The following is a 15463-nucleotide window of genomic DNA, read 5'->3' on the forward strand; positions in this document are numbered from 1 at the left end:
AACCATTTTTTTGAAAAATATAGTTAAATTAGTAAATTAGTCCCGTTCCCGGAAAATGAATGCACTACTTCTTATTTGTCACCAAAAGCAAACATGATATCGGCTTCACATGCTGTTTCCCCATCTACCGTTGCCACTGCTTTTCCTTTACCCATTGACCCTCTCATACGCACTATTTCCACTTCAAGACGTAGTTGATCACCTGGTTTTACTTGCTTTTTAAAACGGCAATTATCAATCCCAGCGAAAAATGCAAGCCGTCCTTTGTATTCTTCTTGTTTCAAAACGGCTACAGCGCCAACTTGCGCTAATGCCTCTACAATTAACACACCAGGCATAACTGGGTAATCGGGAAAATGACCATTAAAGAATTCTTCATTTGCCGAGACATTCTTCAATCCCACCGCTCTTTTCCCTTCATCTATTTCTATGATCCGGTCCACTAATAAAAACGGATAACGATGCGGAATAATTTCCTTTATTTGTGTGATATCAAGCATATTTGTTCCTCCTATGAATTCAAAATTTCAAATATAACGTAAACTCGCCCCTGTCATGAAGACAGAGGCGTAGTTGCCATGTAATATAAATCCGATAATGACAGCAACTACTCAAAAAACATGGAACTACGCGCCCTTGTTCACTATATCAATAATATGGGTCCATGTGGATTTTTGGAAAACATCCATTGCATGTCCTCCACCGATCACACTGTATCCCAATAGTGCCCCGGATAATACAGCAATGAAAATCAATCCGATAACAATGAGTAAACGAAGCCAAATTGGCAAAAGCCGGACCTTGATTCTACGATTCGGTTTCGTCTCAACTTCCTTTATCTCTTCTTCAATTTGTTGTCTCATTACACGATTTTGTTCCATATTGAATGTGAAAGCTCCTTTTAAGAAAACTTGCCGACTGATTTTAGAAATTCAGCAGCTATGCAAAATGATAGGCACGAATGATTCTGTTATGAATTCATTATAACCGATTTGCTCTAATTCCGCAGGGAGACATTTTATTTACCAGATACCTTAACGGATTCCATTGACTAATCCGCTCATTTGATCAGCCATCGTTACTGCCCGGGATTGAAATTGGTAAGACCGCTGAACATTGATTAGATCCGTCATTTCTTTGGAAAGATCGACATTTGAGGACTCCAGAGTGCCTTGACGGACTGCTGCCTGGTTGCGGGAATCCCCTGTTAATTCAGTCATGATATCTTCTTCAGTAACACCCAAGGCAATGTAGTTTTCGGGCATGCCAAGTAAATTTCCCCCTAGCCGGTCAAGAAATTGTGGTTTCTTTACCGAGACGATTCCTAGCCCAAAACTACTTTCGCCATATTCTTCCGTATCCACTATCAATATGCCATTTTCCGAAATCTTAATGTCTTTAATATTTCCCTCTATGAGGACCGGTTCACCATTTTCATCAAGGACTTTATGTCCCGCAGAGGTAACGAGCATCATTTGATCGGGATCATTGGCATTAGGAGATAAATAAAAGGACCCATCCCTCGTAAGCCTTGTATTGACCCCATTATCGTCCTGAACGCTTACGGTGAAGAATTGGTCCTCCCTAGTGATTGCAGCATCAAGATTACGGTCCGTCGTCTTTAAGGCTCCCTGTGAAAGCACAAATTGAGATTGGCTTATCTTAGCACCTGTTCCCTGTCGAATGCCAGGTGTGGTCAACCTTCCTTTTTCCTTGGTATCACTCGGTTGATTATTGAAACTCTGTGTCAATAAGTCATTGAAACTCGTTTGGGTCTTTTTGTAGGCAGTCGTGTCCACATTAGCGATATTATTACTTATTTGATCGATTTTACTTTGAAGTTGGTTCAGCGTATTGGTCGCTGTCATCATGGTCCGATTCATGGATTTTCCCCTTACATGTTCAAATTTACAAAGGCATTTTTCTTCTAATGTTCAATTAAAGCCTGCCAACTTCATTGACCGCTTTATCCAAACTTTTATCATAGGCTTGAAGAACCTTCTGACTCGCTTCAAAAGAGCGGTATGCCGACATCATTTCTGTCATCGTTCTCGATTGGTCAACATTGGAGCCTTCAAGAAAGCCTTGCTTAGTAGAAAAACCAATATCTGCAGCCGCGTATGCGTTAGGTAATTTCCCATCATTCACTGCCTTATAAAGGCCTTCCCCATCCTTCATGAGCTGTGATGATGGATCATCTGAATAACCGATGCCCATACGTGCCGTTTGAACATTTCCTTCCAAAATAACACCGTTTTCCGTTACAGTGAACCGATCGCTATCAAGCTGGATCCGTTCATTATTTTCGTTCAATACATAATGACCGGCAGGTGTAGTCAGATAACCTTGCCCATCTAGAGTGAAATTGCCGTTACGCGTATAACGGACGTCGCCCTCACCATCCTGAACAGTAAAAAACACCGACCCTTGCCGGCCGGTTTCTTCATTGATCGGAAGGTTTTCATCAGCCAAGGATATATCCGTATTAAGCTGGGTTTCCTCCAATGTACCCTGGGTAAATAAAGGATTCGCCTCCTGTACGTAAACGCCCGTACTGAGCCCCCCAACCTGGGATAATTGAGACATACTGAATTTGTTCTCCGTAGGAATCGTTTTACCACCTATATTGCTGATAAGCATTTCAGGAAACGACCTTACACTCGTTTGATCCGCTTTATACCCTGTTGTATTCGCATTGGACATATTGTTTGTGAGCAATTCTGTGCGCCTTTGCTGTGTAAGCATCCCGGAAGCAGCCGTATAAAAACCTCTTAACATCTTCTTCACTCCTCATTCTACATAACTTATCCCGTTCAATTTCCCATATCTATCTTATCGGTCATGAACATCAGTATCTTAAGGAAAAAGAAAAAGCATTAGGCAGAAGAATTTGTCTTTTATCGTAGGCTAGGTCAGATTTAAAGGAATGGTGTTAAATTCTCGACTAAAAGAAGAGGGCCTATTGCTCATCAGTACTAGAACTGCACGCACTTTCTCTATGCCTCATGTTTGTCTGAACCTTAGACCCCTATCTTATGATGCAGATTTCCATCCGCTTTTTAGTTGAATTTGTGCCGTGGCAATTTATCCATATTATCAAGCATGATCCCTGTTCCGATTGCTACACAATCCATTGGGTGCTCGGCAACGAGTACTGGTACCTTAAGTTCTTCAGCAAGGAGTAAATCAATCCCGTGAAGCAATGCTCCACCACCTGTTAAAATGACACCGCGGTCGATGATATCAGCAGAAAGTTCAGGCGGCGTCCGCTCAAGTACGCTTTTTGCAGCTTGTACAATGATGGAAACCTGCTCGCGAAGAGCTTCCTCAATTTCTTTCGAATTGACCGAAATGGTTCTAGGTAATCCTGATACCATATCGCGTCCACGAATATCGATGACTTCATTACGTGAACCAGGGAAGACGGTTGCAACCTGGATTTTAATGTTTTCCGCTGTACGTTCACCAATCAGAAGCTTATACTTCCGTTTGATATAATGTAAAATTTCATTATCGAATTTGTCACCGGCCATTTTAATAGAAGAAGATGTAACGATATCCCCCATTGAAAGAACGGCAATATCCGTTGTACCCCCGCCAATGTCTACGACCATATTGCCGCTTGGTTGAAAAATATCCATGCCGGCACCGATTGCAGCCACTTTTGGTTCTTCTTCAAGGAATACTTTCTTCCCTCCGCTTTTTTCAGCAGCCTCTTTAATCGCCTTTTGTTCGACACTTGTTATGTTGGTCGGGCAGCAGATTAAAATTCTAGGCTTTGAAAGGAAACCTTTCACATTCAATGTATTGATAAAATGCTTAAGCATCGATTCTGTTACATCAAAATCCGCAATGACACCGTCTTTTAAAGGACGAATTGCGATGATGTTTCCTGGAGTACGGCCTACCATTTTACGAGCTTCTTCCCCGACAGCAAGAACACGGTTCGTATTCTTATCAATTGCTACTACCGAAGGCTCATTTAACACAATTCCTTTACCTTTGACATGTATAAGAACATTGGCTGTTCCAAGATCTATCCCAATATCTCTAGCAAACATTTCTTAAATCCTCCTTGAATATCCTCACATATAACCTACTTCTGTCCTAATTGTTTATTTTACCATATTGCATTGACACAAGTAAGTATGAATTATAAATAAACACTAATACAGACTATTATTTCCTATTTTTCCAATATGTAAAAAAATTAGATGTCTTAAGCACTATTCCTCGTCTTTTCCCATAAAAAAATCCCGGCACGGAACCGCAATCAAGGTTAAGGAATAGGCTGACACACTTTCATGTCCCCTTATTCATTCCCTGATTTGCATAATTCACTTCCAATTGCCGGAATGATATCAAAAATTATTTAACGATTTCTTCTTCTCTTTCAGATCGTTTATATTTTAATTTTGTCGCTTCTCCACCTCTTAGGTGACGGATGGATTTATGATAATCCAATATATCCTTCACTTCGTTAGCCAAATCAGGATTGATTTCAGGCAGCCTCTCAGTTAAGTCTTTATGCACTGTGCTTTTAGAGACTCCGAACTCTTTTGCAATGACGCGGACTGTTTTTCTAGTTTCCACGATATACTTTCCTATCTTGATAGTTCTTTCTTTGATGTAATCGTGCACACCACTCGACCTCCCCAGATTGGATGTGAGAAGTGTGAAATGAGATTCGTATTTTTCGAATCGAATACCGCTGCCCTATAAACAATGAAAGATAGAATTATTCACCTATTAGATAATTTGTAATAAACGATTCCTCACCTCAAACACTCTCTTTGCATGGTTTATAACATCTTATTAGCTTGGTTAAGAATATATGCCTAATGGGACAGGCGGTTTGCATTTATTTCTAATTTTCATTTGTTTATTTTCCTTAAGATCAAATTATTTCCCGAGAAATTTGTCGGAAATTCAAATGTTTCAGCTTATGGGCCAATATTTCCTCGAAAGAAAAAAAGAAGCCGTTCAAATTGAACGGCTTCTTTTTACCAAATTTTCAGTTGTTGTCATTCGTAACGCTCTAGGTTTTTGTTTTGATTTAATTAAAAATCTTAATCTTAATTAGATTGATTTAACGAATCTTTTAAGGAGTCACTTTCCTCAGTTGCATCTTTCTCTGGGACAGAGCCTTCCTCATCAGTGCCACTCTCTAAATCAGTGCTCTCGTCAGTTTCGTCAACGGCAGGCGTTTCATCCGTGCCAGTTTCAGATTCTTCGACTGCAGGTGTTTCTTCTTTATCAGTTTCAGATCCTTCAACTGCAGGTGTTTCTTCTTTATCAGTTTCAGATCCTTCGACTGCAGGTGTTTCTTCTTTATCAGTTGAATCGTTAAGTTCGCTGCCTTCTGCTTCAGTTGCCGATTGAATGGCAGAAGCTTGTTTATCAACAAAATCAAGTGGATTTAACGCAATGTTATCTTTTCTGATTTCGAAGTGGACATGCACGCCAGCTTCTTCGTTGATTTGGCTTTTTCCAGCTGTAGCAATTGCTTGTCCTTGTTTCACTTTGTCACCGACTGCAACCTTAATGTCTTTAACAGATTGATAACGAGTGATGACACCATCTTCATGCTGTACTTCAACTAAATTTCCAAGTAACGCGTCGTCTTGAACTTTCGTTACATTTCCACTTAAGGAAGCTTTTACATCGAAAGATTTTCCATCTTCCATTGCAATGTCTATACCTTTGTTTTGCTCATATCTATTGTTGTAGAAAACCAATGCTTCTTCTTGTGCCTTTTCATCCGCATTCACATCATAAAACTGTTTCTTGATAACCGATTTGTCTGCATCGGCTACAGGCATCTTGATTGTCTCAAGATTACTATTAACCTCGACAGAAGGCTGACCATAGTTTTTTCCTGTTTCAGCTGATTCCTCTTTGCCATCTTTAGCTGAATCATCAAAACTATTTTGTAATAAGAAGGCCGCGGCTAAGATTATGGCTGCACTTGCGATATAGATTGCTGATAATGCCCAACGTTGTTTTAGTATACGTCGGATTGTGGAAGTTGGTTTCTTTTCTTCCTCTCTCATATTAATCACCTCAGCAATCATTCTGAACATTTTGTTAAGATTATATACATTCAGGAAAAAATTTTTTTAGATTTATTTTGCGGAAATGAAACCGATTTTATTCGTAGAATGGTAAAATGTTTGGTATCTTACTGTTGAAGGATGTTTAATTCATGAAAAAAGCCTTTAAACTTGTGTTAACGTTATTGCCTTTTCTATATATGATTGCCATTTGGATAATGTCGAGCAACCCCGATGATATGATTCTTGATCTTCCCTCATCCTCAATTGACCGCTTTATCAAAGAGGCACTTCATCTGGTCGAATTTGCCCTTTTGTATATATTATTGGTTTCGGCCCTTGCTGCAAACCAAAAACTGAAACCTGGTTTAAGCCTGTTGGCGGCCCTTGTAGCTTGCCTTTACGGAGTTATTGATGAATACCACCAATCATTCATCCCATACCGCACCGCTGCCTTAATAGATGTAATTAAAGATATCATTGGAGTGGCTGCAGTCTATTTTCATGTCCAATATCATTATTTCAAGCGTGAACGCGGCTTTTTGACCATTATAGAAAAATTAAGCGCAAAAAAATGAGAGATGGGAATCCCCATCTCTCATTTTTTTGCCGTCATCGTATTCAGCCACTTACTTGAAGACTGAACTTTGACGCCTTTATAATAATATTTTACGATGTCTTCATAGGTTTTCCCTTCCCTGGCCATCCCATTGGCACCGTATTGGCTCATTCCAACTCCGTGTCCAGAACCTTTTGTCGTGATAACAATCTGGTTGCCTTGACGCTCCCAGTTAAAATCGGATGATGTCAGCCCAAGCTTTTCACGAATCTGTTTTCCTGTCATTTTCTTTCCTCCGATTTCCACCACACCAACGCGATTACCTGATGTTCTTTCAATGACGGTTCCTATTGATGTTCCAGATGAAAGGCTTACACCCAGTTTGTTTTCAAAATCTGCAGTATTCACTACAACTTTATTATAAAACTTTGGTGATTCTTCTTTATCCCATGGGCTGGATACACTTTTTAAATAGGGAAAATCAGCTTGCCAATAGTCCTCGGAATTCTCCGTGTAGCCATTGCTGGTCGAAAAAAATGTGGCAGTAATCGGTTTTCCTTCATAGGTTAGGATTTGACCCGCTGTTTCTTTTATAGCTTTGTTAATTTTCTTCATCTTCGATTTATAATCAGAGCCCCACTGTTTCTTCAGCTCATCATTATTCTTATAAACTTGGTGCATGACCGTATCGCTTACATCGGCACCATCCGGCAAGCCCAATCGACTTTCGCTTATGAGCTGATTGACGATATAAGTTCTCGCTGTCAATGCTTGTGCCTTCAGCGCCTCTTCCTCAAAATCTGCTGGCATCTCAGCTGCAACCACACCAGTCAAATACGATTCAATCGGCAGTTTTTCAATCTTTTTTGCAGAGGTACGGTAAACGGCAACTTCAACGGAACTCATTTCATTTGCACTTACCTCTTTCCCCTCATTCTTCACTTTCTTATCTAATTGTTCGGCTAACTCCCCACTTGTCTTATCATTTGAAAATGGAAGCACAAGCACTGCTGGAATCATGATAATTGCGAATGCTACTGCTATGAATAGTACGATCATCGGTTTGATTGCTTTCAAATTCCTGAGCCTCCCTACACTTGTTTTCTCTGCCGTATAATCTTTATCCAGCAGGATCTTTACATAACAAATGTATGTCGAAGGACAAGCTTTTATGAATAGAAAAACGATAACTATTTAACCGGAGGCGATGAATGCTGGAACAAAACAAAAAAAACCATTCACGTTTCCATGTATCGAACGTGAATGGTTTTATAAGCTATCTTATGCGTTTAAATCTGCAATTTTTTTTGTTTCTGCAGGTACATCTTCGTTAATACGTTCCACATCAGCACCTAGAGATGCCAATTTACCATGGAAGTTAACGTATCCTCTGTCAAGATGCTTTAATTCTGTAACGCGAGTAATGCCATCTGCAACCAATCCAGTCAGGATGAGCGCTGCTGCGGCACGTAAATCTGTTGCAGCTACTTCAGCACCTTGAATGTTAGTTGGTCCATTAACGATAACAGAACGACCTTCTATTTTAATATTGGCATTCATGCGACGGAATTCCTCAACATGCATGAAACGGTTTTCGAAAACGGTCTCCGTAATCATACTTGTTCCTTCAGCACGCAATAATAATGCCATCATTTGCGATTGCATATCAGTCGGGAAACCAGGATGTGGCATTGTTTTGATATCAATGGCCTTCAAGGTTTTTGGACCGATAACGCGTAATCCATCTTCTTCTTCAAGAATTTTAACGCCCATTTCCTCCATTTTAGCAATAAGGGAAGTAAGGTGTTCAGGTACAGCTCCTTGAACAAGAACATTGCCGCCAGTAAGAGCAGCCGCTGTCATAAATGTACCAGCTTCGATACGGTCAGGTATAATCGCATGTTCAGTGCCATATAATTTATCGACACCTTCGATTCTCATCGTACCAGTACCAGCACCTCTGACTTTGGCACCCATTTTATTAAGGAAATTCGCAAGATCTACAATTTCAGGCTCTTTGGCCACATTTTCAAGAACAGTTATACCTTCAGCAAGTGTTGCTGCCATCATGATGTTTTCAGTGGCACCCACACTCGGGAAGTCAAGATACACTCTTGCACCCTTAAGTCTTCCTTCTACCTCGGCATCAATGAAACCATTGCCGACCTTCACTTTTGCTCCCATCGCTTCAAAACCCTTTAAATGCTGGTCGATAGGACGTGATCCGATGGCACAGCCACCAGGAAGAGCAACGCGGGCCCGGCCATTCCTTGCTAGTAATGAGCCCATTACTAAAACGGAAGCTCTCATTTTACGTACATATTCAAATGGTGCTTCTTCTAATAACTCTCTTGATGCATCTACAGTTACTTGATTGTCATGAAAGGCAACATCTGCATTTAAGTTGCGCAATACTTCATTGATTGTATATACATCGGAGAGCGTAGGAACATCTTTAATGATACTTTTCCCATCACTTGCTAATAATGTTGCAGCGATAACTGGCAAAACGGCGTTTTTAGCACCTTCTACTTTAACTGTCCCGCTAAGCCTTTTTCCGCCGCGGACGATGATTTTTTCCAAAAGTATTCCCCTCCGCGTCCATTTTCTCTATATTAATATTCAAACGTTATGATTGGTGTGCCAACTACAAAGTTCGTTTGGTCACCCAATCCTTCTGTCCGTAGCCCAAACTGCAAATTTAATTTTTCTTTTGTCAAAGGTTGTTTAAACAATGTTGAATGTGCAGATATTGATGTAAAGTTCGTTTCATGCACACTCTCAATTTCCCTTGCTTGGAACATATCTAACAGGTCTTCAGTTTTAGAGTTTAAAACCGAATCCATATTATCATTGATAGACCCTTTAATACAAGAAAAAATTGAAGGAGTCCCTATAAATAGGTCATTCACCCTGTTCTGGAATGTAGCCGTAAAAAATGCCGAATTAGCTTTTCTCCACTTTTTTCCCTTCACTTCGTAAATAACATAGGTAACTTTATCAAATTTCTCTTCCGTTGTCATTATTTTGATAGACTCGGTTAGACCTGAATCGACATTGTAAGTTAACGCCTCAGCCTTCCAGCCGGAAGCATCATCTTTCCGGTGCCATTGAAATTGAGGGTATTTTCGTTTTAAAGCCGCAACTTCGCTTTCAAACTCTCGTTTAGTTGTAATCTCTTTATTTATTTCTCTAGTGAGTACAGACCAATCTTCTATGTCTAAATCCTTATCCTTTTGTAACAGACCCACCAATTTAACTATATCTGGTTTACTTTCTGCCACAATCGTACTATTCCCAATTAAAATCACCATCAAACCAAGAAATACTATGTATGTTAACATTTTTTTGTTTAAAATATACATGTTAAATCCCTCCCCTTTTACACATTCTTTCCATAAGGAGAGAGATCATACTTCGAGTTTTCCGACAATTGGTGACACATTCCGCCTTAAAATGGCAGTAAGCATGGCGAATACAAGAGTAGAATCATATTTTGCTATAAGAAAAGTCTTACAGCTTATCAGTCATCACTAAACATATACGGGAGTTGGTTTGCAAATCCCAGGTAGTCAAGGAAGAAGTTACTAACAACTGAACCTATGGCAACCGTTAATAAAATGTATAAAACCCTGGCCTTGATGACCGAATTGGATCTTAAGATTTTATCGAAATGTAATGCCTGTAAAGCCCACCAGGTAACTGCAATGAAAAACAAATGTGCAATTATTCCTGTTAAAGCCTGCTGTCCCATTGCTGAAAACATGTACATACCTCCTAAATGACACCCGAACTCTATTCTAACACAAAACTCCTTCGAATTTGGAATATAAAAGGAAGAATTGCAAAATATCTTTTTAAAACTGTAAATAGAGGCTTGATCCAATGGAACAAGCCTCTGATACAGGCATTATATCATTTACTCGAAATAAAGTCTGTAAATTCACCAAATTGATCATGAATAAAATCAAAGGCAATATTTGGCGCCACCCCGAAAAGTATGGTGCCTATTACGCAAATGATCAACACTGTGTAAAGACCCCAACGAATTTTAATGACCTTCTCTGAATAAATGGGTCGGAAAAAGACCTGAACCAATAATCCGAAATAGTATACATAGGACACAATGGTACCTGCGATCATGATTCCCGCAAGGACAAAATGTCCAGGCTCCGTAATGAATGTTCCAAGGAAAATATTGAGTTTGCCAATGAATCCTGTCGTCCCTGGAATTCCAGCAAGCGACAGGATAAATACAGTAAATGATATGGCAAGATACGGGGATTTCCTCCCCAGTCCTGCAAGAATGCTAATGTCTTCCGATCCGCTTTGACTGGAGAGCAGCTGAATGACTGCAAATACACCGATATTCATCAATACATAAGCCAGTAGGTAAAACCAGACTGTATCCAACAGGAAATATCCCCCACCCAATGTGGCGACCGCTACAAGGAGATAACCCGCATGGGCGATGCTTGAATAGGCGAACAACCGTTTTAAATTTTGCTGCCTTAACGCAATCACATTTCCAATGATGATTGTCAGACCTGCCAATGAAGCTATATAGATATTGTTTTTTTCCAAAAAGTCGAGCGCTCCGAATGTATCACCGGATGCCGTTAGGAACAACGAAAGAAAAATTCGCAGGATGATGACGAAACCCGCTATTTTCGAAATTACACTTAAGAAGGCTACGACCGGTGTCGGTGCCCCCTCATAGACATCCGGCGCCCACATATGAAAGGGAGCGGCGGCTATCTTGAAGGATAAACCGACAAATACCATGAAGAAAGCGAGGCCCATGATGTATTGCAGCTGACCGTCGGTCATCGCAGCCATCGTCCGGCTCATTTCGCCTAGATTGACAGAACCAGTCACACCATATAAATAGCTCATCCCGAATAAAGTGATCGCCGTGGAAATGCCTCCGTTTATCACATACTTCATGGACGCTTCGTTAGACTTCTGATCATGTTTACGCATTCCGACTAGTATATAAGATGAAAGGGAAAGAAGTTCCAGTCCAACGAACAGGGTTATCAAATCCCCGCTTGAGGACATGACCATCGCTCCAAGCAAAGCGGTCAGGAAAAGATAATAAAATTCCCCCCGATGTTCCCGCAGCCCCTCTTTAGGTTCATATTCTTCAGCCAGAAGGATGATTAGGCCCGCTCCGAATAATAAGAGTAGCTTAAATGCTTTTGCAAATGAATCTAAACGAAACGTATCGGATAAGATACTGACTGTCTCAAAGGATAGTAAGCTAATCAGTGACAAACATGCCAAAATGATTCCGGTTAGCGCGAGCCATGCCAGTTTTCTCCGATTAAAGTGCTTCGGCCAGAATAAATCCAATATCGAAAGAATCATGGCCGTTCCCAGGATGATGAATTCCGGCATCATCGCTCCCCAATCATAAGAAAGCATCGTGTTCAAATCCATCCTTCATCGCCCCCCTAAAGCTAGCATCATGGCTTCAATCGTTCCTTGAAGAGGCCCGCCTAACAAATTTGGGTATACCCCAACAGATATTATCAAACCGAGAAGAACCAATGCCGGTACAAGCTCCCAGCCTCTAAGGTCCCGTTTCTCTTTCTCTACCAAGCTATCATTTTCCCCGAAGGTCATCAACATGACCGCCCTCAGGATATAGACAGCGGTTAATACCAGCCCGATCACCCCAATTGCTGCAAGCAATGGCTGACTCTTGAATAAGCCAAGAAATACCATGAATTCACTGATGAAGCCAGACATGCCAGGCAAACCGAGTGAAGCCATCCCGCACGCTAACATAAACCCTGAAAAAACCGGCATCGACTTGGCCAATCCACCAAGCTTAGGAAGCATGGTGGTTCCCGTCCGCTCATACAACACACCCACCAAGAAAAACAACAAAGCAGCAATTAGCCCATGTGAGATGACTTGAAAGATAGCTCCCTGAATGCCCGCTTCATTCAAGGCTCCCAGACCCATCATGACGATTCCCATATGCGAGATTGATGAGTATGCTAAAACGAGCTTGAAATCCGTTTGTACCAATGCTAGAAATGCACCATATAAAAAACTGAGGACCCCAATCAGGACAACGGTAAAGGCCAAGCTTTTATATTGTTCAGGAAATATCCCCATTCCAAACCGGATGATTCCATAAGCCCCTATTTTCAATAGGACACCAGCATGAATCATGACTATGGATGGAGGTGCTTCCGCATGGACCCGCACCATCCAGCTGTGAAATGGATATACGGGCAGCTTTATCGCAAATGCAACGAGAAAGGCCAGGCATAAACCAAACTTCATCGAACCGGATATGGGCGCAAAAAGCGAAACACCACCCATTGTCATCATCTGTGTCAATGCCGCAATATTGGTCGTACCTGTCCTGGCAAACAAAATCAAAATGACCACCAATAAAACTGCCGAACCTATGCCATTATAAATCAGAAAACTATAAGACGCTTTCTCCCTCTCCAGAAAGCCCCACCTGCCAATCAAAAAGAAAGCGGGGATCAAGGTCATTTCAAAAAAGAAGAAAAAAAGGATCAAATTTTCTGCGGTGAAGACACCGAGCATCCCGATCTCCAAAATCAAAAATAACAAATAATACCCTTTCCATTCTTGTTTTATATATATGGAGGCGATTGCGGCAAGTGAAGAAATGATTGTCGTCAATAATATGAAGATGAGACTTAACCCATCCAGGCCCAACTCAAAGTCAACTGTGAAGAGTTTGGGATCATACATCTCCAAATTCCCAAATCTGATCCAATTCAACTTAATGTCAAAGATGGATAGGGCCACTCCCGAATAATATTGACTGCATAGAAAGAACGATAGGAAAAGGGGAGGCAGTGTTCCGAAAAAGCCAAATTGTTTAATCGTCCTTTCCTCTTTCTTCGGCATTAGGGCAACCATCACAATGCCCAGCAGCGGTGAGAACACTAGAAGCGAGAGCAAATAGACATTCATCTTAGATACCCCCCAGTTACTGCAAAAATCACCAATAGTACCGCAAGTCCCAGAAAGGCTATCATGCCATATTGCTGTACCTGTCCCGTTTGCAGTTTAGACCCTAATTTCCCCAATCCCTCTATTGAACTTGTTACGGTGGATACCAAGCCACCGACAACGAACCTTTCAAAATAAGATAGGAAAATACTAAAGCCTTTGATTGCATAGCCTGCTGTGAAATGGTAAATCTCATCAATATAATACTTATTTTCCAAAACTCTATATAACTCGGAGTTTTCCTTGACAAGCCATACCCGAGGTAACTTCTTTTTAGCGTATATCATATATGCAAGGAATATTCCGGCAAGTGATACAAGCACAGCCATGAACATTATCCAAACTGGTCCCTCACTATGGCTGGCTCCTAGAAGAGTTTCATTTCCCTCCACAAGCCACTCTCCCAGGAAAGTCCCAAACCACGGCGTTTGGATATACCCACTGATTACAGCAAGCAATGCCAATACGAGCATGGGAATTATCATGATGGAAGGTGAGTCCTTAACCTGTTTTACTTGACTGCGTGAATCTCCTGCAAACATCATGAAAAACAGCCGGAACATATAAAACGCGGTTAAAAAGGAGGTAATCACCGCAAGTCCAAACAACACATAATTGCCGTTCTCCCAGGCTGCCATTAGAATTTCATCTTTACTGAAAAAACCTGAGAGCAAGGGGAACCCTGATATCGCCAAAGTTCCAGTCAAGAACAGCGGCCCTGTCCAATTCAATTTCCCCCATAATCCACCCATCTCTTCTATATCCTGTGTATGTATAGCATGAATAACACTGCCTGCTGCCAAAAACAGCAATGCTTTAAAAAAGGCATGGGTCATTAAATGAAACACACCCGCCACATATCCAGCAGTCCCCAAAGCAAGCATCATAAAACCAAGCTGAGAGATTGTCGAATAGGCCAATACTCGCTTAACATCCTTTTGCACAATAGCGATGCTTGCGGCAAATATGGCTGTAAATCCACCTGTTATTGCTACGACTTGCATTGCCGCTTCACTAGCAACGAATAACGGAAACATGGTCGCCACCAGGTATACCCCTGCAGCAACCATGGTTGCTGCGTGAATCAATGCGGAAACCGGAGTCGGTCCCTCCATTGCATCCGGAAGCCATGTGTGTAGTGGAAATTGTCCAGACTTCCCAACCGCACCGATAAAAATCAAAATAGCGATCAAAGTCAGTCTTTCATTTGATATCACGCCTGATTGAATGGCTTGAAAGATCTCTCCAAATTCAAAGCTTCCCGTTTCCCAGAATAGTAGAATGATGCCGATTAAGAGCCCTACATCCCCAATTCTGGTCATGATGAATGCCTTCTTCGCTGCATTCTTGGCTTCCAGTTTATAAAAGTAAAACCCAATAAGCAGGAAAGATCCCACCCCGACCAATTCCCAGAAGATATAAAGCTGTAGCAAATTTGGTGCCATGACAAGTCCAAGCATGGCAAAGGTGAAGAAGCCCAGATAAGCATAAAAAATGGAGAATCGCACTTCATCCTTCATATACCCCTTCGAATATATCTGGACAAGCAGGCTGACAAGTGAAACGATCACGAGCATCAAGGCATTAAGCTGGTTGATTTCAAACCCCGCTGTAAGTTGCGTCCCCCCGAAGGTAAGCCAATCTATCGATATTTTATAAGTAGGTTCTTTAAATCGTTCCACCAAGGTAAGCAGCGATAGAACCAACGAAGCCATTGTACATATTATTCCTATAAAGGCCCCTCGTTCCCGCAACCGCCCACCCGATAGAAGCAGAACCAGAAACGTGACGAGTGGAAAGATCGGTATGAGCCAAGCGTTCTCCATCATCGTATCAAATCCCC

Annotated in this window: 15 protein-coding genes; 1 reads left to right on the forward strand and 14 read right to left on the reverse strand. The window is 41.3% G+C overall.

Annotated elements, in window-relative coordinates; all coding sequences use genetic code 11:
• Positions 1-71 precede the first annotated feature (71 nt).
• The 7 genes from fabZ to ACDZ29_RS09370 form a co-directional block, all read right to left on the reverse strand.
• On the reverse strand, positions 72-500 hold the full coding sequence (gene fabZ / locus ACDZ29_RS09340; protein ID WP_034315755.1) for a 3-hydroxyacyl-ACP dehydratase FabZ: 429 nt from the start codon (positions 498-500) through the stop codon (positions 72-74).
• Positions 501-626: 126 nt separating this feature from the next.
• Positions 627-881 (reverse strand): DNA-directed RNA polymerase subunit beta, encoded by a 255-nt coding sequence (locus tag ACDZ29_RS09345; protein WP_230159095.1) that lies wholly within the window; start codon positions 879-881, stop codon positions 627-629.
• 153 nt (positions 882-1034) lie between these two features.
• Positions 1035-1883 (reverse strand): flagellar hook-basal body protein, encoded by an 849-nt coding sequence (locus tag ACDZ29_RS09350; protein WP_375090730.1) that lies wholly within the window; start codon positions 1881-1883, stop codon positions 1035-1037.
• Between the two features lie 55 nt (positions 1884-1938).
• A complete protein-coding gene (locus tag ACDZ29_RS09355; RefSeq protein ID WP_375090731.1) occupies positions 1939-2778 on the reverse strand; it encodes a flagellar hook-basal body protein in 840 nt (279 codons plus the stop codon).
• Positions 2779-3059: 281 nt separating this feature from the next.
• Positions 3060-4061, reverse strand: a complete 1002-nt coding sequence (locus tag ACDZ29_RS09360) for a rod shape-determining protein (RefSeq protein WP_289327037.1) — start codon at positions 4059-4061, stop codon at positions 3060-3062.
• Between the two features lie 307 nt (positions 4062-4368).
• Positions 4369-4641, reverse strand: coding sequence for a sporulation transcriptional regulator SpoIIID (spoIIID, locus tag ACDZ29_RS09365; protein ID WP_034315767.1), 273 nt, complete (start codon positions 4639-4641; stop codon positions 4369-4371).
• Between the two features lie 434 nt (positions 4642-5075).
• The gene (locus ACDZ29_RS09370; RefSeq protein ID WP_375090732.1) at positions 5076-6053 is read right to left on the reverse strand and encodes a peptidoglycan DD-metalloendopeptidase family protein; all 978 of its coding nucleotides are present in this window, start codon (positions 6051-6053) and stop codon (positions 5076-5078) included.
• Between the two features lie 152 nt (positions 6054-6205).
• On the opposite strand from ACDZ29_RS09370, the gene ACDZ29_RS09375 reads away from it, so the two are divergent.
• Positions 6206-6631 carry a VanZ family protein gene (locus tag ACDZ29_RS09375; protein WP_370016857.1) on the forward strand — a complete coding sequence of 142 codons (426 nt, stop codon included), beginning with the start codon at positions 6206-6208 and terminating at the stop codon, positions 6629-6631.
• Positions 6632-6651: 20 nt separating this feature from the next.
• Here ACDZ29_RS09375 and spoIID read toward each other — a convergent pair whose 3' ends face one another.
• From spoIID to nuoL, 7 genes are all read right to left on the reverse strand, one after another.
• Positions 6652-7689, reverse strand: coding sequence for a stage II sporulation protein D (gene spoIID / locus ACDZ29_RS09380; protein WP_289327040.1), 1038 nt, complete (start codon positions 7687-7689; stop codon positions 6652-6654).
• A 204-nt stretch (positions 7690-7893) separates the two neighbouring features.
• Entirely contained in the window at positions 7894-9195 is a 1302-nt protein-coding gene (gene murA, locus ACDZ29_RS09385) for a UDP-N-acetylglucosamine 1-carboxyvinyltransferase (protein ID WP_125159867.1), read from the reverse strand.
• A 32-nt stretch (positions 9196-9227) separates the two neighbouring features.
• Positions 9228-9977 carry a YwmB family TATA-box binding protein gene (locus ACDZ29_RS09390; protein WP_289327041.1) on the reverse strand — a complete coding sequence of 250 codons (750 nt, stop codon included), beginning with the start codon at positions 9975-9977 and terminating at the stop codon, positions 9228-9230.
• Between the two features lie 158 nt (positions 9978-10135).
• Positions 10136-10378, reverse strand: a complete 243-nt coding sequence (locus ACDZ29_RS09395) for a DUF1146 family protein (RefSeq protein WP_061465671.1) — start codon at positions 10376-10378, stop codon at positions 10136-10138.
• A gap of 149 nt (positions 10379-10527) precedes the next feature.
• Entirely contained in the window at positions 10528-12054 is a 1527-nt protein-coding gene (gene nuoN / locus ACDZ29_RS09400) for an NADH-quinone oxidoreductase subunit NuoN (RefSeq protein ID WP_375090733.1), read from the reverse strand.
• A gap of 3 nt (positions 12055-12057) precedes the next feature.
• Positions 12058-13581 (reverse strand): NuoM family protein, encoded by a 1524-nt coding sequence (locus ACDZ29_RS09405; RefSeq protein WP_375090734.1) that lies wholly within the window; start codon positions 13579-13581, stop codon positions 12058-12060.
• Entirely contained in the window at positions 13578-15449 is a 1872-nt protein-coding gene (gene nuoL / locus ACDZ29_RS09410) for an NADH-quinone oxidoreductase subunit L (RefSeq protein WP_375090735.1), read from the reverse strand. Before nuoL ends, ACDZ29_RS09405 begins: the two co-directional genes overlap by 4 nt.
• Between the last annotated feature and the right edge of the window lie 14 nt (positions 15450-15463).

The sequence above is a fragment of the Peribacillus sp. RS7 genome (assembly GCF_041956845.1).
Lineage (GTDB): Bacteria > Bacillota > Bacilli > Bacillales > DSM-1321 > Peribacillus.

Excerpts from the sequence above, each read along its gene's own strand:
- fabZ (WP_034315755.1), bottom strand. The coding sequence starts at position 500 with ATGCTTGATATCACACAAATAAAGGAAATTATTCCGCATCGTTATCCG.
- ACDZ29_RS09345 (WP_230159095.1), bottom strand. The coding sequence starts at position 881 with ATGGAACAAAATCGTGTAATGAGACAACAAATTGAAGAAGAGATAAAG.
- ACDZ29_RS09350 (WP_375090730.1), bottom strand. The coding sequence starts at position 1,883 with ATGAATCGGACCATGATGACAGCGACCAATACGCTGAACCAACTTCAA.
- ACDZ29_RS09355 (WP_375090731.1), bottom strand. The coding sequence starts at position 2,778 with ATGTTAAGAGGTTTTTATACGGCTGCTTCCGGGATGCTTACACAGCAA.
- ACDZ29_RS09360 (WP_289327037.1), bottom strand. The coding sequence starts at position 4,061 with ATGTTTGCTAGAGATATTGGGATAGATCTTGGAACAGCCAATGTTCTT.
- ACDZ29_RS09370 (WP_375090732.1), bottom strand. The coding sequence starts at position 6,053 with ATGAGAGAGGAAGAAAAGAAACCAACTTCCACAATCCGACGTATACTA.
- ACDZ29_RS09375 (WP_370016857.1), top strand. The coding sequence starts at position 6,206 with ATGAAAAAAGCCTTTAAACTTGTGTTAACGTTATTGCCTTTTCTATAT.
- ACDZ29_RS09390 (WP_289327041.1), bottom strand. The coding sequence starts at position 9,977 with ATGTATATTTTAAACAAAAAAATGTTAACATACATAGTATTTCTTGGT.
- ACDZ29_RS09395 (WP_061465671.1), bottom strand. The coding sequence starts at position 10,378 with ATGTTTTCAGCAATGGGACAGCAGGCTTTAACAGGAATAATTGCACAT.
- nuoN (WP_375090733.1), bottom strand. The coding sequence starts at position 12,054 with ATGGATTTGAACACGATGCTTTCTTATGATTGGGGAGCGATGATGCCG.
- ACDZ29_RS09405 (WP_375090734.1), bottom strand. The coding sequence starts at position 13,581 with ATGAATGTCTATTTGCTCTCGCTTCTAGTGTTCTCACCGCTGCTGGGC.
- nuoL (WP_375090735.1), bottom strand. The coding sequence starts at position 15,449 with ATGATGGAGAACGCTTGGCTCATACCGATCTTTCCACTCGTCACGTTT.